Origin of the sequence: Micromonospora globosa (assembly GCF_000717585.1) — a bacterium.
Taxonomy (GTDB): Bacteria; Actinomycetota; Actinomycetes; order Mycobacteriales; family Micromonosporaceae; genus Micromonospora; species Micromonospora aurantiaca.
In genome coordinates, this window is sequence record NZ_JNZR01000004.1 from 1 (window position 1) to 18,811 (window position 18,811).

The 18,811-nt window shown below is 74.5% G+C and carries 18 protein-coding genes; 10 read left to right on the forward strand and 8 right to left on the reverse strand.

Annotated elements, in window-relative coordinates; translation table 11 throughout:
* Positions 1–77: 77 nt before the first annotated feature.
* Positions 78–932 carry a formate dehydrogenase accessory sulfurtransferase FdhD gene (fdhD, locus tag IF06_RS0106045; protein ID WP_013477503.1) on the forward strand — a complete coding sequence of 285 codons (855 nt, stop codon included), beginning with the start codon at positions 78–80 and terminating at the stop codon, positions 930–932.
* A gap of 65 nt (positions 933–997) precedes the next feature.
* Here fdhD and IF06_RS0106050 read toward each other — a convergent pair whose 3' ends face one another.
* On the reverse strand, positions 998–2,200 hold the full coding sequence (locus tag IF06_RS0106050; RefSeq protein WP_030269500.1) for a DUF4192 domain-containing protein: 1,203 nt from the start codon (positions 2,198–2,200) through the stop codon (positions 998–1,000).
* 152 nt (positions 2,201–2,352) lie between these two features.
* Here IF06_RS0106050 and IF06_RS0106055 point away from each other — a divergent pair, with 152 nt between their 5' ends.
* The 5 genes from IF06_RS0106055 (at position 2,353) to IF06_RS0106075 (ending at position 9,088) form a co-directional block, all read left to right on the forward strand.
* A complete protein-coding gene (locus IF06_RS0106055; RefSeq protein WP_030269501.1) occupies positions 2,353–3,267 on the forward strand; it encodes a fructosamine kinase family protein in 915 nt (304 codons plus the stop codon).
* Positions 3,264–4,277: a GTP 3',8-cyclase MoaA gene (gene moaA, locus IF06_RS0106060; RefSeq protein ID WP_013477506.1), complete on the forward strand. Its 1,014-nt coding sequence runs from the start codon at positions 3,264–3,266 to the stop codon at positions 4,275–4,277. Before IF06_RS0106055 ends, moaA begins: the two co-directional genes overlap by 4 nt.
* A 2-nt stretch (positions 4,278–4,279) precedes the next feature.
* Complete coding sequence (locus tag IF06_RS0106065) at positions 4,280–4,525, forward strand: MoaD/ThiS family protein (protein WP_013289332.1); 246 nt, start codon at positions 4,280–4,282, stop codon at positions 4,523–4,525.
* A 20-nt stretch (positions 4,526–4,545) separates the two neighbouring features.
* Positions 4,546–5,808, forward strand: a complete 1,263-nt coding sequence (locus IF06_RS0106070) for a metallophosphoesterase (protein WP_420063434.1) — start codon at positions 4,546–4,548, stop codon at positions 5,806–5,808.
* 94 nt (positions 5,809–5,902) lie between these two features.
* Positions 5,903–9,088, forward strand: a complete 3,186-nt coding sequence (locus IF06_RS0106075; RefSeq protein ID WP_030269506.1) for a UvrD-helicase domain-containing protein — start codon at positions 5,903–5,905, stop codon at positions 9,086–9,088.
* A 31-nt stretch (positions 9,089–9,119) separates the two neighbouring features.
* On the opposite strand, the gene IF06_RS0106080 is transcribed toward IF06_RS0106075, so the two are convergent.
* Both IF06_RS0106080 and IF06_RS0106085 read right to left on the reverse strand, forming a co-directional pair.
* Complete coding sequence (locus IF06_RS0106080) at positions 9,120–9,755, reverse strand: prepilin peptidase (protein WP_030269508.1); 636 nt, start codon at positions 9,753–9,755, stop codon at positions 9,120–9,122.
* Positions 9,756–9,765: 10 nt separating this feature from the next.
* A complete protein-coding gene (locus IF06_RS0106085) occupies positions 9,766–10,773 on the reverse strand; it encodes an EamA family transporter (protein WP_232236626.1) in 1,008 nt (335 codons plus the stop codon).
* An 85-nt stretch (positions 10,774–10,858) separates the two neighbouring features.
* On the opposite strand from IF06_RS0106085, the gene IF06_RS0106090 reads away from it, so the two are divergent.
* Both IF06_RS0106090 and IF06_RS0106095 read left to right on the forward strand, forming a co-directional pair.
* On the forward strand, positions 10,859–11,692 hold the full coding sequence (locus IF06_RS0106090) for an LppU/SCO3897 family protein (RefSeq protein ID WP_030269511.1): 834 nt from the start codon (positions 10,859–10,861) through the stop codon (positions 11,690–11,692).
* Positions 11,693–11,835: 143 nt separating this feature from the next.
* Complete coding sequence (locus IF06_RS0106095) at positions 11,836–13,071, forward strand: ATP-binding protein (protein WP_030269512.1); 1,236 nt, start codon at positions 11,836–11,838, stop codon at positions 13,069–13,071.
* Between the two features lie 57 nt (positions 13,072–13,128).
* Here IF06_RS0106095 and IF06_RS0106100 read toward each other — a convergent pair whose 3' ends face one another.
* Entirely contained in the window at positions 13,129–13,674 is a 546-nt protein-coding gene (locus IF06_RS0106100) for a GNAT family N-acetyltransferase (protein ID WP_013289339.1), read from the reverse strand.
* 135 nt (positions 13,675–13,809) lie between these two features.
* Between IF06_RS0106100 and IF06_RS0106105 the strand changes: the two genes are divergently transcribed.
* Together IF06_RS0106105 and IF06_RS0106110 are read left to right on the forward strand one after the other, a co-directional pair.
* Complete coding sequence (locus IF06_RS0106105) at positions 13,810–14,355, forward strand: DoxX family protein (protein ID WP_013289340.1); 546 nt, start codon at positions 13,810–13,812, stop codon at positions 14,353–14,355.
* A gap of 207 nt (positions 14,356–14,562) precedes the next feature.
* Entirely contained in the window at positions 14,563–15,987 is a 1,425-nt protein-coding gene (locus IF06_RS0106110; RefSeq protein ID WP_013289341.1) for a glycosyltransferase 87 family protein, read from the forward strand.
* Between the two features lie 4 nt (positions 15,988–15,991).
* Here the strand turns inward: IF06_RS0106110 and IF06_RS0106115 are convergent, their stop codons facing one another.
* Genes IF06_RS0106115 through moaC form a run of 4 tightly spaced genes read right to left on the reverse strand, consistent with a single transcriptional unit; the run spans position 15,992 to position 18,708 of the window.
* The gene (locus IF06_RS0106115) at positions 15,992–16,417 is read right to left on the reverse strand and encodes a molybdenum cofactor biosynthesis protein MoaE (RefSeq protein ID WP_176921779.1); all 426 of its coding nucleotides are present in this window, start codon (positions 16,415–16,417) and stop codon (positions 15,992–15,994) included.
* Between the two features lie 35 nt (positions 16,418–16,452).
* The gene (locus IF06_RS0106120) at positions 16,453–17,712 is read right to left on the reverse strand and encodes a molybdopterin molybdotransferase MoeA (RefSeq protein ID WP_030269517.1); all 1,260 of its coding nucleotides are present in this window, start codon (positions 17,710–17,712) and stop codon (positions 16,453–16,455) included.
* A 37-nt stretch (positions 17,713–17,749) separates the two neighbouring features.
* Positions 17,750–18,220 (reverse strand): MogA/MoaB family molybdenum cofactor biosynthesis protein, encoded by a 471-nt coding sequence (locus IF06_RS0106125; protein ID WP_013477514.1) that lies wholly within the window; start codon positions 18,218–18,220, stop codon positions 17,750–17,752.
* Positions 18,217–18,708, reverse strand: coding sequence for a cyclic pyranopterin monophosphate synthase MoaC (moaC, locus tag IF06_RS0106130; protein ID WP_030269519.1), 492 nt, complete (start codon positions 18,706–18,708; stop codon positions 18,217–18,219). The genes IF06_RS0106125 and moaC overlap by 4 nt, the downstream gene beginning before the upstream one ends.
* Positions 18,709–18,811 lie beyond the last annotated feature (103 nt).

The window sequence follows — 18,811 nt, forward strand, 5'->3', positions numbered from 1 at the left end:
GGTGGTGGGTGGGTGGGTGGGGGCGGGAAGACCTGGGGCGACGTGCGGGCGGCGGGGCGCCCGGGGAGGATGGCGGCATGGGACGGGCGACGGATCGGCGTGGTGTGCTGCGGATCGACCTCGACGCGGCCGGGGACGGCCGGGGGCGGATCGGCCGGCAGGACAACCTGGCCGTGGAGGAGCCGCTGGAGATCCGCGTCGGCGCGGCCGGTCCGGGACGACGCCGGCCGCTGGCGGTGACGATGCGTACTCCCGGCGACGATCTGGACCTGGCGATCGGCTTCCTGCTCACCGAAGGGCTGATCCGGTCGGCGGAGGACGTGCACACCGCGCAGCTCTGCGCCGGCGCGGAGACCCCGAACACCTACAACGTGGTCGACGTGGTGCTCTCGCCCGGTGTGCCGGAGCCCGTCACCGACCCGTCGCGCAACTTCTACACCACCAGCTCGTGCGGCGTGTGCGGCAAGGCGAGCATCGACTCGGTACGCACCCGCTCGCAGTTCGCGGTGCGGGACGACCCGCTGGTGGTCACCGCCGAACTGCTGGCCGGGCTGCCGGACCGGCTGCGCGCCGCGCAGCGCGCCTTCGACCGCACCGGCGGCCTGCACGCCGCCGGCCTCTTCACCCCCGACGGGGAGCTGGTCGTGCTGCGCGAGGACGTCGGGCGGCACAACGCGGTGGACAAGGTGCTCGGCTGGGCCACCCGGGAAGGGCGGCTGCCGCTGGCCGGGCACGTCCTGCTGGTCTCCGGACGGGCCAGCTTCGAACTCACCCAGAAGGCGTGGATGGCGGGCGTGCCGCTGCTCGCGGCGGTGTCCGCGCCGAGCACGCTCGCGGTCGAGCTGGCCGAGGAGGCCGGGATGACGCTGGTCGGCTTCCTGCGCGGGCCGACCATGAACGTCTACGCCGGGGCGGCGCGCATCGGCGAGTGACCGCTCACCGGCGTGGCGGCCGTCGGCGGCCCGGTAGGCGGATGACCGCCCGGCGGGGTGACCGCTCATCGGCGTGGCCTGCGTCGGCGGCGCCGCAGCACCGCGCCGTCGTCGGAACCGGGCCACCCGTCCAGTGCCGACGGGGCGACTCCCCGCCGGAGCGCCTCGTCGAGCAGCACCGCGAGCGAGTAGCCGGGGTGGGCGGACAACACCCGTTCCAGGGCGACAGCGGCAAGTGCCCCGTGCCCCGATCGCCACGCGGCGAACGCCAGCAGACAGCCCGGCGCGGCGATCAGGTCCGGCTCGGCGCGTCGCAGCACGTCCGTCCAGAGGCTGATGTCCTCGTCCCGGCCGTCGGTGCGGGACCAGGCGCGATCGCGTACCGCGACGTGGGTGAGGAGCACTGTCAGCCAGGCCACCTCGTCGTCGTCCAGCCGCTCACCGCGCCGCTGCCGGCGGAAGGCCGCTCGCACCGCGGCCGTGCCCGCCGTCCGCACGGCCCGCGGCTCCCCACCTGATCCGGCACGACCTGCCGGCACCTGGGACTTGCCGCCCGACCCGGGCCCGCCAACCGGGACCGACGACTCCCCCTCCGGCCCAGCACCGTCCGCCGGAACCGGCGGCTCCGCACCCGCCCTCGAACTGTCGGCTGGCAAGCCTCCGGCCGGGCTCCCTGCCGACGGCGTGGACGGCCGTCCGGTGAGCGCGGCCAGGCGGAGGCGTGCCCGACCGGTGGCCCGGCGCATGGCGAGCCGGACCGGCCCGTCGAGCGGGGACACCTGCGCCGCGAGCGCGGCCCGGTCGGGCAGCGCGACCTGACCGGCGAACACAGCCGCCGCGCTGACCTGGCTGGCGGCCGGGTCGTACGGGGTGCCCTCGGGCGGGCAGCAGGACGGCTCGACGCAGAGGTACGAGAACCAGCGGCCCTCGGTGACCCGCAGCGCGTCGAGCACCACCAGCCCGGCGGCGGTCAGCGCGTCGCCGATCGCGTCGACGACGCCCGTCACCCGGGCGGCCGGACCGTAGCCGACGACTGTGGCGGCGTCGGCGTCCTGCCGGGCCACCACCTGCGCCAGGTGCCGGGCCGCCGGACCGGGGTCGGTGCCCGGTGCGGGCAGGTCACCACGGGCGGCGAAGACGACGCGGCGGCCGCGTACCGCGACCACCACCACGCTGTCGGCGGGATGGAAGCCGAGCAGGTAGGGCACGGCCGCGACCATGTCGGCCGGCGAGCGGACGGAGAGGCGCGCTGGCTCGGTGGAGTTCATGCCGGGAGCGTGGGCGGTCGCGCGTCACCGCGTCCGCCCCTGTGGACGACACGCGGTCCGTCCACAGATACGGAGCGTATCGGTCCAGGTCAGCGGCGATCGGCGGTGCCGCTCGGCACACGGATGTCCGGGGTAACCGCTACCTTGCGCACATGGACCTGGCGTACCTGCGGGCACACCCGGAGCACCTGCCGACCTTCCTGACCCACCAGCGGATCCGGGAGACCCCGGTCTCCGGCGGTGACATCTGCGCCGCCTCCCGGCTGACGCTCGACGACGGGCACTCGGTGTTCGCCAAGACCTGGCCGGAACGGGCGGCGCGTCCGCTGCCGGAGGGCTTCTTCGCCGCCGAGGCGGCCGGGCTGCGCTGGCTGCGCGAGGCCGGCCCGGTGCCCGTACCGGATGTGCTCGTCGCGTTGCCCGACCTGCTGGCGCTCGACTGGGTGGAGCCCGGCGGGCCGACGCCGGAGGCCGCGGAGGCGTTCGGCCGCGACCTGGCCGGGCTGCACCGCGCCGGGGCGCCCGCGTTCGGCGCGGACTGGCCGGGGTTCATCGGCGCGCTGCCGCAGGACAACACGCCCGACCCCGGTCCCTGGCCGGACTGGTTCGCCCGGCGCCGCCTGCTGCCCTACCTGCGCATGTCGGTCGACGGCGGCGCGCTCGACGGCGCCGGGGCGGCGCTCGTCGAGCAGGTCGTCGAGCGGATCGGCGAATTCGGCGGTGACGATCAGCCGGCCCGGCTGCACGGCGATCTCTGGCCCGGCAACCTGCTCTGGGGCGCCGACGGCCGGGTCTGGCTGGTCGACCCGGCCGCGCACGGCGGCCACCGCGAGACCGACCTGGCCCAGCTCGCGCTGTTCGGCGGTCCGCCGCACCTGGACCGGATCACGGCCGCCTACCGGGAGGCGTGGCCGCTCGCCGACGGGTGGCGGGAACGTGTACCGCTGCACCAGTTGCATCTGCTGCTCGTGCACACCGCGATCTTCGGCGCGGCGTACGCGGACGCGGTCCGCTCCACCGCCCGTGCCGCCCTCCGGGGGCCCGACCGCGCTACGGTCGAGGGATGAGCGCCCCCCGGACGGCCGACGGCGTCCTCGCCGACCGGTACGGCCGTGTCGCCCGGGACCTACGGGTCTCGCTCACCGACAAGTGCAACCTGCGCTGCACCTACTGCATGCCGGCGGAGGGCCTGCCCTGGCTGGCCAATCCGCAGCTGCTCACCGACGACGAGATCATCCGGCTGGTGGGTGTCGCGGTCTCCCGGCTCGGCATCACCGAGGTGCGCTTCACCGGCGGCGAGCCGCTGATCAGGCCGGGCCTGCCGGGCATCGTGGCCGCGGTCGCCGCGCTCACGCCCCGGCCGCGCATCTCGCTGACCACGAACGGCATCGGTCTGGCCCGCATGGCGCCGGCGCTGCGTGCCGCCGGGCTGGATCGCGTCAACGTCTCCCTCGACACGCTGGACCGGGACCGGTTCACCGCGCTGACCCGCCGCGACCGGCTCGCCGACGTGCTCGCCGGGCTGGCCGGGGCCGCGGAAGCCGGGCTGACCCCAGTGAAGATCAACTCGGTGCTCATGCGCGGCACGAACGACGACGAGGCGCCCGCGCTGCTCCGGTTCGCGCTCGCGCACGGCTACGAGCTGCGGTTCATCGAGCAGATGCCGCTCGACGCCCAGCACGGCTGGGACCGCTCGACCATGGTCACCGCCGACGAGATCCTGGCCTCCCTGCACGCCGCGTTCGCGCTGACGCCGGACCCGTCCGAGCGCGGTGCGGCACCGGCCGAGACGTGGCTGGTGGACGGCGGGCCGGCCCGGGTCGGGGTGATCGCCAGCGTGACCCGGCCGTTCTGCGGCGACTGCGACCGCACCCGGCTCACCGCCGACGGCCAGGTGCGCAACTGCCTGTTCGCCACCGAGGAGTCGGACCTGCGCGGCGCGTTGCGCGACGGCGCGGACGACGAGGAGCTGGCTCGCCGCTGGCGCGCCGCGATGTGGGCCAAGCGGGCCGGGCACGGCATCGACGACCCGACGTTCCTCCAGCCCGCGCGCTCGATGTCGGCGATCGGAGGCTGAGGGTGGAGCTCACAGTCCGCTACTTCGCCGGGGCCCGCGCGGCCGCGGGACGATCCGAGGAGACCGCATCCGCCGGCCGGTCCCTGGACGAACTCCTCGATGACCTGGCCGCCCGGCACGGCGAACGCCTCGCGGTGGTGCTGAAGGCGGCGAGTTTCCTGGTCGACGGCGTGGCCTGTCATGATCGACGGGCACTGTTGCCGGCCGGGGTGACGGTGGACGTGCTGCCGCCCTTCGCGGGCGGCTGAGGGGGGCACACGTGCTGGCCATGGCGACATTCCTGGGCTTCGTCGTGCTCGTGATCGGCCTGATCCACTTCTACCTGTGGAAGCGGCTGGTCCGGGACACCACGCGCCCCGGGCGGTGGCGCCGGGCCGGTGGCGTGACGATCGCGGCGCTGGCGGTGCTCGTACCGGTGACCATGGCGGGCACGCGCAACGGCTGGTACTGGCTGGCCTGGCCCGGCTACCTCTGGGTCGCGCTCATGTTCTACCTGCTGGTGCTGCTGCTGGTGCTGGAGGTGCCGACCGCTGTGGTCCGGCTCGTGCTGCGTCGGCGGGCCCGCTCGGCGGTCGCCGCCGGCCCGGAGCCCGAGCCCGCGCTCGTGGGCGCGGCGACGGCGGACGGTCCGACGCCGCCGCCGGTCGACCCCACCGACGCGCCGCCGGCCGGCACCCACGCGCCGGACCACGACCCCTCCCGGCGGCTGCTGCTCGCGCGCGGGGCGGCGATCTTCGCCGGGCTCACCGCAGCCGGTGTCACCGGGTACGGCGTCCGCAACGCGATGGGTCCGCCGCAGCTCGACCGGGTGCAGATCCCGCTGGCCAAGCTGCCCCGCAGCATGGACGGACTGCGCATCGCCACCGTCTCCGACATCCACATCGGGCCGTTGCGCGGCCGGGCGCACACCGAGCGGATCGTCGCGATGATCAACCGGATGGACGCCGACCTGGTCGCCGTGGTCGGTGACCTCGTCGACGGCACGGTGGCCGAACTGGGCGAGGCCGCCGAGCCGCTGCGCGACCTGCGGTCCCGGTACGGGAGCTTCTTCGTGACCGGCAACCACGAGTACTACTCGGGCGTCGAGGAGTGGGTCCGCGAGGTCGACCGGCTCGGCCTGCGCGTGCTCCAGAACGAGCGGCAGGAGATCCAGGCCCGGGGCGGCGTGCTGGACCTCGCCGGGGTGAACGACGTGAGCGCCGCCGGCACCGGGGTGGCCGCGCCCGCCGACTACGCCGCCGCTCTCGGCGACCGCGACCCGAGCCGGCCGGTGGTGTTGCTGGCGCACCAGCCGGTGGCCGCGCAGGAGGCGGCGAAGTTCGGCGTCGACCTCCAGCTCTCCGGGCACACGCACGGCGGCCAGATGGTGCCGTTCAACCTGGCGGTGAAGCTCGAACAGCCGGTGGTCTCCGGTCTCGGCGAGGTCGACGGCACGAAGGTCTACGTCACGAACGGCGCCGGCTTCTGGGGCCCGCCGGTGCGGGTGGGCGCGCCTCCCCAGGTGACGCTCGTCGAGCTGCGCGCTCAATAGCGTGCATGGGCCGCCGAGTCCAGCACCGCATTGCTCAGGTCACCCGTACGCGTGGCGACGGGCGGGCGGGGGACCGGACGTGACAGGATGCGGCGTGCCTCCGTTCAGCGCCGCACCCCCCGGTGGCCTCCCGCCGTACGTCGCGGATCTGCACATCCACTCGAAGTACTCCCGCGCGTGCAGCCGCGACCTGACCCTGCCGAACCTGGCCTGGTGGGCCCGGCGCAAGGGCATCGGCGTGCTCGGCACCGGCGACTTCACCCATCCCGCCTGGTACGACCACCTGCGCGAGACGCTGCACCCGGCCGAGCCGGGCCTGTACCGGCTCTCACCCGAGGCGGAACGGGACGTCGCCCGGCGGCTGCCGCCCCGGCTGGCCAGTGAGGCGGAGGCCGACCCGGTCCGGTACATGCTGAGCGTGGAGATCTCCACGATCTACAAGCGCGACGACCGGACGCGCAAGGTGCACCACCTGATCTACCTGCCGGACCTGGACGCGGTGGCCCGGTTCAACACCGCGCTGGGCCGGATCGGCAACCTCGGCTCGGACGGCCGGCCGATCCTCGGGCTGGACTCCCGCGACCTGCTGGAGATCACGCTGGAGGCGAGCCCGGACGGCTACCTGGTGCCCGCGCACATCTGGACGCCCTGGTTCTCCGCGCTCGGCTCGAAGTCCGGCTTCGACGCGATCGCCGACTGCTACGCCGACCTGGCCGAGTACATCTTCGCGGTGGAGACCGGCCTGTCGTCCGATCCGGAGATGAACTGGCGGGTCGGCAGCCTGGACCGCTACCAGCTGGTGTCGAACTCGGACGCCCACTCGCCGCCCGCGCTGGCCCGGGAGGCCACGGTCCTCACCGCGGCCCGCGACTACTTCGCCATCCGCGAGGCGTTGCGGACCGGCGACGGGCTCGCGGGCACCGTCGAGTTCTTCCCGGAGGAGGGCAAGTACCACGCCGACGGGCACCGGCTGTGCGGCGTGAACTGGTCGCCGGAGCGGACCCGCGAGGCGGGCGGACGCTGCCCGGAGTGCGGCAAGCCGCTGACTGTGGGCGTACTCAGCCGGGTCGAGGAGCTGGCGGACCGCGCGGCGGGGCACCGGCCGGCGCACGCCCGCGAGGTGACCCATCTGGTGCCGCTGGCCGAGATCCTGGGCGAGCTGAACCGGGTCGGCGCGCGGTCGAAGAAGGTCGAGGGCAAGCTCAACGAGCTGATCGCCGCGCTCGGACCGGAGCTGGAGATCCTCACGCGTACCCCGATCGAGGAGATCGGCCGCGTCGGCGGCGAGCTGCTCGCGGAGGGCATCGGCCGGCTGCGCCGCGGCGACGTGCGCCGGGTGCCGGGCTACGACGGGGAGTACGGCGTGATCACGCTGTTCGACCCGGCGGAACTGGGCGCCGGGGGTGCCCGGGCCGGGCAGGAGACGCTGTTCGACGTACCGGTGCCCGCGCAGCGGCGGCCGGCGGAGTCGGCGCCGAAGCCGAAGGCCAAGCGCCCGGCGCCGGCCCGGCCCGAGCCGAAGCGGACGCCGCCGCCAGCGCCCCCGATCGCGCCGCCGCCGTCTCCGCACGAGCCGTTCGAGCCGATGCTCGCCGGGATGGAGGAGGTCGGCACCGGCCTGCTGGACCGGCTGGACGCGATGCAGCGGGTGGCCGCGTCGGCGCCGGGTGGCCCGCTGCTGATCGTGGCCGGTCCGGGCACCGGCAAGACGCGGACGCTCACCCACCGGATCGCGTATCTGTGTGCGGAGCTGAACGTCTTCCCCGATCAGTGCCTGGCGATCACGTTCACCCGGCGGGCGGCCGAGGAGCTGCGGCACCGGCTGGACGGGCTGCTCGGCCCGGTCGCCGAGGACGTCACGGTGGGTACGTTCCACTCGCTCGGCCTGACCGTGCTGCGGGAGAACGCGACGGCGGCCGGGCTGCCGGCGGACTTCCGGATCGCCGACGAGGCGGACCGGGCGGCGGCGCGCGCCGAGGCCGGTGACGACGACGAGCGGTACGTGGCACTGCTGCGCAAGCGGGACCTGGTCGACCTGGACGAGCTGCTGACGCTGCCGGTGGCCCTGCTGAAGGGTGACCGGAAGCTGGTCCGCGAGTACCGCGAGCGGTGGAAGTGGATCTTCGTTGACGAGTACCAGGACGTCGACGCGGTGCAGTACGAGCTGCTGCGGCTGCTCAGCCCGCCGGACGGCAACCTGTGCGCGATCGGTGACCCGGACCAGGCGATCTACTCGTTCCGGGGCGCCGACGTGGGCTACTTCCTGCGGTTCTCGCAGGACTTCACCGACGCGCGGCTGGTCCGGCTGAACCGCAACTACCGCTCCTCGGCGCCGATCCTGGCCGCCGCGGTGCAGGCCATCGCGCCGTCGTCGCTGGTGCGCGGTCGGCGTCTCGACCCGGCCCGGCTCGACCCGGAGGCGCCGCTGGTCGGCCGGTACGCGGCGAGTTCCGCCTACGACGAGGCCGACTTCGTGGTCCGTACCGTGGACGAGCTGGTCGGCGGCCTGTCCCACCGCTCGCTCGACTCGGGTCGGATCGACGGGCGGACCACCTCGCTGTCCTTCTCCGACATCGCGGTGCTCTACCGGACCGACGCGCAGGCCGCACCGATCGTGGACGCGCTGGCCCGGGCGAACATCCCGGTGCAGAAGCGCTCGCACGACCGGCTGCGCGACCGTCCCGGCGTGCCCGCAATCGCCCGCGAGCTGCGCCACGCCGGTCTGGACGGTTCGCTCGCGGCCCGGGTACGGCAGGCCGGGCAGATCCTGGCCGAGCGCTTCGCCGTGCCCACGCTCGACGGTTCCGGCGCGGTACGCCCCGAGGACGTCCGCACGGCGGTGGACCTGCTCACCCCGCTGGCCCGGCGTTGCGGCGACGACCTCGACCTGTTCCTCAACCAGCTCGCCACCGGCGCGGAGGTGGACGCGCTCGACCCGCGCGCCGAGGCGGTCACGCTGCTCACGCTGCACGCCGCGAAGGGTCTGGAGTTCCCGGTGGTGTTCCTGGTCGGCGCCGAGGACGGGCTGCTGCCGCTGCGCTGGCCCGGATCCGAGCCGGACGACGACGCGGTGGCCGAGGAGCGCCGGCTGTTCTTCGTCGGGCTGACCCGGGCACAGGACCGGCTCTATGTGAGCCACGCGGGCCGCCGCGCCCGGCACGGCGCGGAACGCGACACCCGCCCGTCGCCGTTCCTCGACGTGATCGACCCGGCGCTGTTCGAGCGTCTGGACGCGACCGAGCCCCGCCGTCCGAAGGACCACCAGCTCCGTCTGATCTGACCGCCCGCGGCGCACGGGCCGAGCGCGCAGGTCAGCCGAGGACGGCGGCGAGCCACGCGCCGCCGAGCAGCGCCGGGCCGAACGGCACCGGCGTGTCCCGGCGTATCCGGCCGGCGGCGAGCAGGACCAGCACCGTGACTCCGGCGAGCACGTGCGGCAGGATCAGCCCGAGCCGCAGCGCCGGCCAGCCGAGCCAGCCCAGCGGCAGCCCGAGCGCGGCGGCGAGCTTCACGTCGCCGAAGCCGAGCCGGGCGCGGGGCAGCAGCGCCAGCAGCGCGTACCCGATGAAGGAGAGTGTGGCCCCGGCCACCGCGACGGCCAGGTGGCGCGGTTCGCCGGTCGTCGCTGTGGCAGCGGCCGGTCCGAGCCCGCCGCCGAGCGCGACCAGGCCGACGAGCGGGTCGGGCAGCCGCAGCGCGGTCAGGTCGGTGACTACGAGGACCAACCCGGTGGCGGCGACCGGCAGCAGCGCGGCCAGCGCCGGATCGGCGCCCCGGGCGGCGGCGAGCCCGCCGAACACCACGGCGCCGACGAGGGCGAGCACACTCCGGTTCGGAGTTCGGACCCGGCCGTCGGTGTCGGGAACGAAGGACCGCCCGGCCGGGACCGCCGCCCACCCGGCCGCCGCGCCCAGCAGCGCGACCCCCGTCACCAGCAGCGCCGACACGGGCCGGACGCTACCGCCCGGCCGGCTCCCCGGCCGTCCCGTCGACGGCTGGTGGCGGGGACCGGCGGGGTCGCTCGGTGCTCACCACCACCGCCACGCCGACCACGATGACCGCACCGCCCATCAGCACCTGCGAGGTGATCGGTTCCGCGACGAACAAGGCGCCGAGTGCCACCGCGACCACCGGGTTCACGTACGCGTACGTGGAGACCAGCGAGATCGGCGCGTGGGCGAGCAGCCAGACGTACGCGGTGAAGGCGACCAGCGAACCGGCCACCATCAGGTAGGCCATCGCCGCCCAGGACCGTCCGGTCACGTCCGCGAAGGAGAAGCCGCGCAGCTCACCTCGGGCCACGCCGACGAGCGCGAGCACCGCAGCGCCGGCGACCATCTCGTAGACGGTGGCCACGAACGGGTCGGCGGGCATCCGGATCTTCCCGGACAGGTACGAGCCGACCGACCAGCTCGCCGCCGCGGCGACCACTGTCAGCGCGCCTGCCACCGGCACGCCGTCCACCCCGTCGCGGGGCAGCACGAGCAGGACCAGACCGGCGAAGCCGAGTGCCACTCCGAGGAACGTCCACGGTCGCGGCCGGTCCCCACCTGCCGTCCGCAGCAGGACCACGAGCAGCGGCACGGTGGCGACGAGCAGCGCCGCCACCCCGGACGGTACGGCGGTCCCGGCCGGGCCGGACTCGGCGAGCACCACCAGGCCGTTGCCGCCGGCGAGCAGCAGCACACCGACGAGCGCGGCGGAGCCGACGCGGCGTGCGGGCACCCGCAACGCGCCGGGTCCACGTCGCAGGCGCAGCACCACGGCGAGCACCACCGCGGCGGCGGCGAACCGCATCGCCGCGGAGATCAGTGGCGGCAGGGACTCGACAGCGACCCGGATGCCCAGGTAGGTCGAGCCCCAGAGCAGGTAGACCAGCACGAGTGCGGTCCAGATCAGCGCGGTGCGGGCCGGCGGCGTCGCGGAATCGACAACGTTCGTCGCACTCGTAGGGCGTGAGCTCATCGTGGGACCACGCTACGGTGACCACGGCGTCGGCGTCCCCAGTTGGTGGCCGGCCTCTCAGCACTGGCGTACGCAGGAGGCGTTCATGTCGAACTTCGGTCCACCGGGCGGCGGCTCTCCCGAGCCCTGGGGACGGCCCGACGACGGCTACGCCCCGCAGCCCGATCCCCGCTACGCCCCGCCGGGCGACCCGCGTTACGCCCCGCAGCCCGACCCGCAGTACGGCCCGCCGACCCAGCAGTACGGCCCCGCCGACCGGTACGGCCCGCCCGCCCAGCAGTACGGTTCCGGCGACCGCTACGGCCCGCCGGCCGATCAGTACGGGCCGCCGACGCAGCGCTACGAGCCGGGACCGGCCTGGTCACCCGGGCCGCCGCAGCAGGGCCACCCGGGTGACCCCTATGCCGGGCCGCCGTACGGCGGCGGGCAGCCGCCGTACGCCGAGCCGACGCCGCCGAAGCGCGGGAAGGGCCCGCTGCTGGTGGTGGTGATCGTGCTGGCCGTGCTGCTGCTGGGCGGCGCCGGGGCGTACTGGATGCTGGGCCGGGACGAGCAGAGCCCGACCGGCGGCACGACAGCTGCCACCGAGCCGGCCGCGGATCCGACGGGCGAGGCCGCGCCGCCGAGCGAACCGGCCGACACGACGCCCACGACGGCGGCCCCGGCCTCGTCGACCGATCCGCGTTTCGTCAAGGCGGGCCAGTGCGTCGCCAACGAGGGTGGCGGCGGCCAGCCGAAGCTGGTGATCGCCGACTGCGCCCCGAAGACGTACGAGGTGCTGCGCCGCATCGACGGCGCGACGAGCGGCAAGAAGGACGCGGAGGCGAAGTGCGGGAAGGTGGCCGGTTACACCGACTGGTACTTCTTCGACAGTGAGCTGGACACGCTCGACTTCGTGCTCTGCCTGAAGCGCCGCTGACCCTGTCCGCCTGTCGGTAACCAAAACTAGGGCTATCTAGCGTGGATGCTAGACAGCCCTAGTTTTGTATCGAGGCCGACACGCGGTAGCCGCCTCTACGCGCATCTAGCCTGGTCGCTAGAGAACCCGATACTGTGCGATTCGTGGATCCGGTCCGCAACCCGTACGCACCGGGCGCCGGCCAGCGCCCGCCCGAACTCGCCGGGCGGGGGCGGGAACTGGACGTCTTCGACGTGGTGCTGGAACGGATCGCCCGCGGTCGCCCCGAACGCAGCCTGATGCTCACCGGCCTGCGGGGAGTCGGCAAGACGGTCCTGCTCAACACGCTGCGCTCCGAGGCGATCAACCACCTCTGGGGCACCGGCAAGATCGAGGCCCGGCCGGACCAGTCGCTGCGCCGCCCGATCGCCGCCGCGCTGCACATGGCCGTCCGCGAACTGGCGCCCCGGCACCGCGCCCCGGACCGGATCGACGCGTTCCTCGGCGTCCTCAAGGCGTTCGCGCAACGCTCCACCCCCACCGGGCGGGCCGGCGCGGCACCCAAACTGCGCGACCGCTGGCAGCCCGGCATCGACGTACCGGCGAGCAGCGGGCGCGCCGACTCCGGCGACATCGAGATCGACCTGGTCGAACTGCTCAGCGACGCGGCGGCGGTCGCCACCGACGTCGGCACCGGCATCGCGATCTTCATCGACGAGATGCAGGACGTCGGCGCCGAGGACGTCTCCGCGCTCTGCGCCGCCTGCCACGAGCTGTCCCAGCTCGGCGCGCCGCTCATCGTCGTGGGCGCGGGCCTGCCGCACCTGCCGGCCGTGCTCAGCGCCGCCAAGTCGTACTCCGAGCGGCTCTACCGCTACCAGCGCATCGACCGGCTCGACCGGATCGCCGCCGACCAGGCGCTCTGCGCGCCGGCCGAGCGGGAGGAGGTCGAATACGAGCAGAAGGCGCTCGACCTGCTCTACGAGAAGTCCGGTGGTTATCCCTACTTCGTCCAGGCGTACGGGAAGGCCACCTGGGACCACGCACCCCGCTCCCCGATCACCGCGGCGGACGTCCGGGTCGCCGCGCCCGAGGCGGAGGCCGAACTGGCGGTGGGGTTCTTCGGCTCCCGGTTCGAGCGGGCCACGCCTGCCGAACGCGAGTACATGCGCGCGATGGCCACGCTGGCGCTGGTGGACGGCGAGGAGGGCGGCCGGGACGACATGGACGCGGCGGTGCCGACCGCCGAGATCGCCCGCGCGCTCGGCCGCAAACCGGCCAGCCTCTCCCCGGCGCGTGATGCGCTGATCAAGAAGGGGCTGATCTACTCCGGCGAGCGGGGGACTGTGGCGTTCACAGTGCCGCACTTCGGCCGCTACCTGCGTACCCAGCCCGCCTGACGGCTCAGGCCGCTCGGGCCGCGCGGTCTCAGGCCGCTCGGCCGCGATCCGGACCGCTCAGACCCGCGACCACGGTGGCGGGAAGACCACCTCGCCGGACGGCGGTGACGGCTCTCCGCTCGCCGACGGCGGCAGCACCAGCGCCTGCCACGGCTCCCCCAGCCCGGACCAGGGACTGGTCAGGCCCAGCCGGTCCGCCGGGCCGAACCCGAACCGCCGGTAGTAGGCCGGGTCGCCCAGCACCACCACCAGCCGCTCGCCCAGCTCGGTCGCGGCGTCCAGTGCCGCCTGCACCGCCGCCGTGCCGTGCCCCAGCCGCTGCCGGTGCCGCGCCACCGCCACCGGACCCAGGGCCAGCGCCGGCCAGGTGCCGCGTTCGGTGCGTACGCCGACGCGCGTGAGCAGCGCGTACGCCACCACCTCGCCGCCGTACTCGGCGACCATGGCCAGCTCCGGGATCCACGCCGGGCTGTGCCGCAGCTCCTCGACCAGGCCGACCTCCGGTGGGGTGGCCACGTCGGGGCGGGCGAAGGCGGCGGCCAGCACCCGGGCCACCGGCGCCTCGTCGGCGGGGCCCTCGGGGCGCAGTCGCAGCGTCGTCACCCGCGCGACCTTACCGAACGCAACCGGTCCATCCGCGACGGTCGCTGAAATCGATACCGTTCGGACGTCCACGTCGGCCGATACCTTTCGTGTGTTGCGGGGATGACGACGCCCCCGACGGGGTAAGACTGAGCCATGAAGCCCGTGCGCTCCCTCGCCCGAGTCATGTTGAGCGGCATCTTCGTGGTCAGCGGCGCCCGCAACCTGCGCAACCCGGAACGCCTGGTGCAGGCAGCGGAACCGGTCACCGGGAAGGTCGCCCCGCTGATCCAGAACGTGCACCCCCGCATCCCCACCGACACGGTCTCGCTGATCCGGGCCAACGCCGCCACCCAGCTGGTCGGCGGCCTGATGCTCGCCACCGGCCGGTTCACCCGTCCGGCCGCGCTGGTGCTCGCGGGCACGCTCATCCCGACCACCGCCGCCGGGCACGCCTTCTGGAACAACGACGACCCGGCCGCGCGCAACAACAACCAGATCCACTTCCTGAAGAACCTCGGCCTGCTCGGTGGCCTCCTCCTCGCCGCCGCCGACACCGAGGGCAAGCCGGGGCTGCGCTGGCGCGCCGGCCACCGGATCGACCACTCTCGCCGGTCGGTCAAGCGCGCGGTCCGCACGGCGCGCCGCGAGACGAAGATCGCCGTACGCTCCGCGGCGACCGCCCGCCGCATGCCTGGCTGACCAGGCACTCTGTACGGCCTACCACCCCCCGCAAGGCCACCAATCACCTGAACCGTCCGAGACCCGTTAACGCGGTGGAAATGTCAAAAACACGTGTGGGATCGGACACGGTCGCGTAACGCGGGAGGCAGCAACGTGAGGCGCCGTTCTAGGCTCCGTTCTGGACCTGGACGGGTACGACGACCTTGGTACGGGGGTGGCCACGCCATGCCGACGACAGTCGGTAGACGGACCAACCGCCTCGCCCCGACCTCCCGCGTCGACCGCCGGATCGTGGTGCGCCTCGGCGTCGTCGCCGCCGTGTCGTACGCCGCGTGGCTCGCCATCGGCGCCTTCGGACGGCCGTACAACTTCTTCGACATGAAGATCTACCACGGCGCGGTGCTGTGGTGGGCCGGCGGCAACGAGCTGTACGACTTCGTCGCGCCCTCGACCACGCTGGGCTTCACCTACCCCCCGTTCGCCGCCCTGGTCATGCTGCCGATGTCGTGGCTGCCGGTCGACGGCGCCGGCTTCGTCAACGCGCTCGCCAGCATCGGCGCGCTCGCCGTCGTCCTCGCGGCACTGCTACGCCCCATCGTGGACCGGCTCGGCTGGCCGCTCTGGTTCACCGTCGGCATCGCCACCCCGCTCGCAGTCGCCATCGAGCCGTCCCGGGAGACGCTCGGCTACGGGCAGGTCAACCTGCTGCTGTTCGCGCTGATCATGGCGGACATGGTGGGCCTGCGCTGGCGGGCCAAGCGGGGCACCCACTACGAGACGGCCGATTCGCCGCTGGCCCGGTTCGTCTACAGCGGCGCCTGGGCCGGTGTGGGCATCGGGCTCGCCACAGCGGTCAAGCTCACCCCGGCGCTGTTCGTGGCCTATCTGATGCTCACCCGGCAGTGGCGGGCCGCGCTCACCGCTGTCGGCACCGCCATCGGCGTGACCATCGCTACGTTCGGTGTGCTCGGTGAGGAGTCCCGCGCGTACTTCGCCGACGTGCTCTGGCAGACCGAGCGGGTCGGCGCGGCGGACATGACCGCCAACCAGTCCCTCGCCGGTCTGCTGGCGCGCCTCTACGACTCGATCGAGACGCCCGGCCTGCTCTGGCTGGCGTTCTCGGTGCTCATCCTGGCGCTGGGCCTGTCCCGGGCGATGAGCGCCCGCGCCGACGGCGACGAGCTGACCGCGTTCACGCTGGTCGGGCTCACCGCCAACGTGATCAGCCCGATCTCCTGGTCGCACCACCTGATCTGGGTCATCCCGGCGATCATCGTGCTGGCCGACGCCGCGGTACGCCGCCGCGAAGCCAGCCGCGGCCTGCCCCCGCGCGGCACCGGCGGTCCCTCGGCCAACGGTGTGCCGGCACTGCGCCCGCCGATCTGGTACCCGACGCTGACGGGGCTCCGCCACGGCGTCGGCGCGCTCGGGCTCTACCTGCTGTTCCTGATCTCACCGATCTGGCCGTACGAGCACCAGCTCCCCGAAGTGTCCCACTACCAGGACGGCCTGTTCGGCGCGCTGATGGAGAACTCCCTGGCCATCGCGCTGATCGTGCTCGTCGCAGCGCTGCCGTGGCGTCCCGGCGCCGAGCCGGCGTTCTACCACGAGCGGCTGGGCCGCACCGCCGCGCTCGCCGCCCGGCGCTGAGCCCTCAGGGGCAGTTCACCCATTCCTCGGTGCCGTCGTCGAAGACCTGCCGCTTCCAGATCGGCAGCCGCGCCTTCACCTCGTCGACCAGCCGGGCGCAGGCGGCGAACGCGGCCGCGCGGTGCGCCGTGCTGACCGCCGCCACCAGTGCCACGTCACCGATCTCCAGCGGGCCGATCCGGTGCGACACCGCCACCGCGTACACCTGCGGGTCGGCCGCCACCTCGGCCGCCACCTCGCGCAGCACCGCCTCGGCGGTGGGGTGGCCCTCGTACTCCAGCCGGGTGACCGCCCGCCCGTGGTCGTGGTCGCGGACCACGCCCTGGAAGGACACCACCGCGCCGGCACGGCGGTCGGCGACCGCCGCCTCGTGCGCGGCCAGGTCGAGCGGCCGGTCGGTCACCGCGCCGAGCACCACGCCTGCTTCCACTGTCACGACGTCTCCCGTCGGCTCGTTCGTCGCGCTCACCCGAATCGCTCCCCGGGGGTCAGTGGCAGCGGCACCAGCGGCACCCGGTCGCCGGCCGCGCCGCTGGTGCCGGGCCGGATCATCGCGAACCCGTCCGCGCCGGCCAGCCCACGCAGCATCGCCGAGCCGACGTGCCGCACCGGGTACGCGGTGCCGGCGACGCGGTCCCAGCGGGCCAGCGCCAGATGGGTGTAGTCGCCGCGCCCGGGAATCGGCTCGGCCAGTGTCACGTGCGGCAGTACCGGCATCTGCCGGCCGGTGAGACCGGCGAGCAGGGGCGCGACGAGCGACACGAGCGCCACCACGGCCGACTGCGGGTTGCCGGGCAGACCGGCCACGAACCGCACCCGCCCGTCGCCGTCCACCAGCCGGGCGAGCAGCATCGGGAAACCCGGGCGCACCGCCACGGTGTTCACCACGTAGTCGGCGCCGAGCGCCTCCAGCGTCGGGTGCAGATGGTCGACCGGACCGTGCATGGTGCCGCCGGTGGTGCAGACCAGGTCGGCGTTGGCGAGCGCGCCCCGCAGCGCCGCCACGTGCGCGGGCAGCGTGTCGGCGACCGGGCCGACCACGTCGGCCGCGCGCACCTGGCAGCCGTAGCGGCGCAGCCAGGCCGGCACCGACGGACCGAGCGCGTCACGGACCCGCCCGGCGCCGGGCGGACCGGAGGTGAGCAGTTCGTCGCCGAAGACCAGGAGCGCGGCTCGGGGCGGGCGGCGGACCCGCAGCGTGTCGTGCCCGCAGGAGGCGGCCAGGCCGATCACCGCCGGGTCCACGGGCGTGCCGGCGGGCAGCAGTACCTCCCCGAGGTGCGCCTCCTCGCCCGGCTCCCGCCACTCCGGCGCCGGGCGGGGCGTGCCGGACACCAGGCCGTCCGCGGTACGCGTCGACTCCTCGATCCGCAGGATCGCCGTCGTGCCCTCGGGAACCATCGCGCCGGTGGCGATCTCCACCGTGCTGCAGTCGGCCTCCAGCGGAGGCGCGGTCTGCCCGGCGAGCACCCGCCCGACCACCCGCCACGGCCCCGCGCCGCGCACCGCCCAGCCGTCCACGCTGGAGGTGGGGAACGCCGGCAGGTCGGTGCGCGTGGTCAGCGGCTCGGCCAGGGTGTGCCCGTCGGCCTCGGCCAGCGGACGGGCCACCGCGGGGAGCGCGGCGGACAGGCCCACCGCGTACACCCGGGAGCGGGCCTCCTCCCACCCGGCCGGTGGTGGCGTGCCGGCCTCGGCCGCGGCGGCTTCGGTTTCCGTGCTCATCCGGCGAGCCTAACGCCGGGGCACGTGCCGCGCGGGTTCAGTGGTCGCCGCCGCGAAGCTGGTCGACGGCGTGCCGCAGGATCGGGCCGAGCACCGCCAGACCGTCCCGGGCGCCACCGCGTGAGCCGGGCAGGTTGACCACGAGCGTCCGGCCGGTCACCCCGGCCAGCCCGCGGGACAACGCAGCCGTCGGCACGGTGTCGCGGCTGTGCGCGCGAATCGCCTCGGCGATGCCGGGGATCTCGTAGTCGAGCAGCGCGCGCGTCACGTCGGGCGTGCGGTCGGTCGGGGTGATGCCGGTGCCACCGCTGGTCAGCACCACGTCGACGCCGTCTGCGCGGGCGGCACGCAGGGCGTCGCCGACCGGTTCGCCGTCGGGCACCACCACCGGAGCGTCGACCTCGCAGCCCAGCTCGCGCAGCCCGGTCACGAGCAGCGGGCCGCTGGTGTCCTCGTACACCCCGGCGGCAGCCCGGTTGGACGCCACGATCACCCGGGCCCGGATCACGGCCGGTCCTCCGGCCGGACCCACTCGCCGGTCTTGCCGCCCTCCTTGCGGAGCACCCGGACGGCGTCCACCGAGGCGGCGGGGTCGACCGCCTTCACCATGTCGACCAGGGCGAGCCCGGCGACCGCCACGGCGGTCAGCGCCTCCATCTCCACGCCCGTGCGGTCGGCGGTCTTCGCGGTGGCGGTGATCTCCACCGTGTCGGCAGTGAGGTCGAGGTCGACTGTGACGCCGTGCAACGCGATCGGGTGGCAGAGCGGGATCAGGTCGGGCGTGCGCTTGGCGCCCATGATGCCGGCGAGCCGGCCGACGGCGAGCGCGTCGCCCTTGGGCAGGCCGTCGCGGCGCAGCAACTCCACCACCTCGGCGGTGGTGCGGAGGCGGCCGGCGGCGACCGCGAGCCGGCCCGAGACCGGCTTGGCGGAGACGTCGACCATCCGGGCCGCACCGGCCGGGTCGACGTGGGTGAGGTGCGCGGGTTCGGTCACGGCCCGACCCTATCCGCCGGGTACGACGACGCGGGTGCTCCGGCCTGCCCGGGTGCCGCGGCCTGCGGCGGGGAGGAGCGTCGTGTCGGGTGCCGGTGCACGA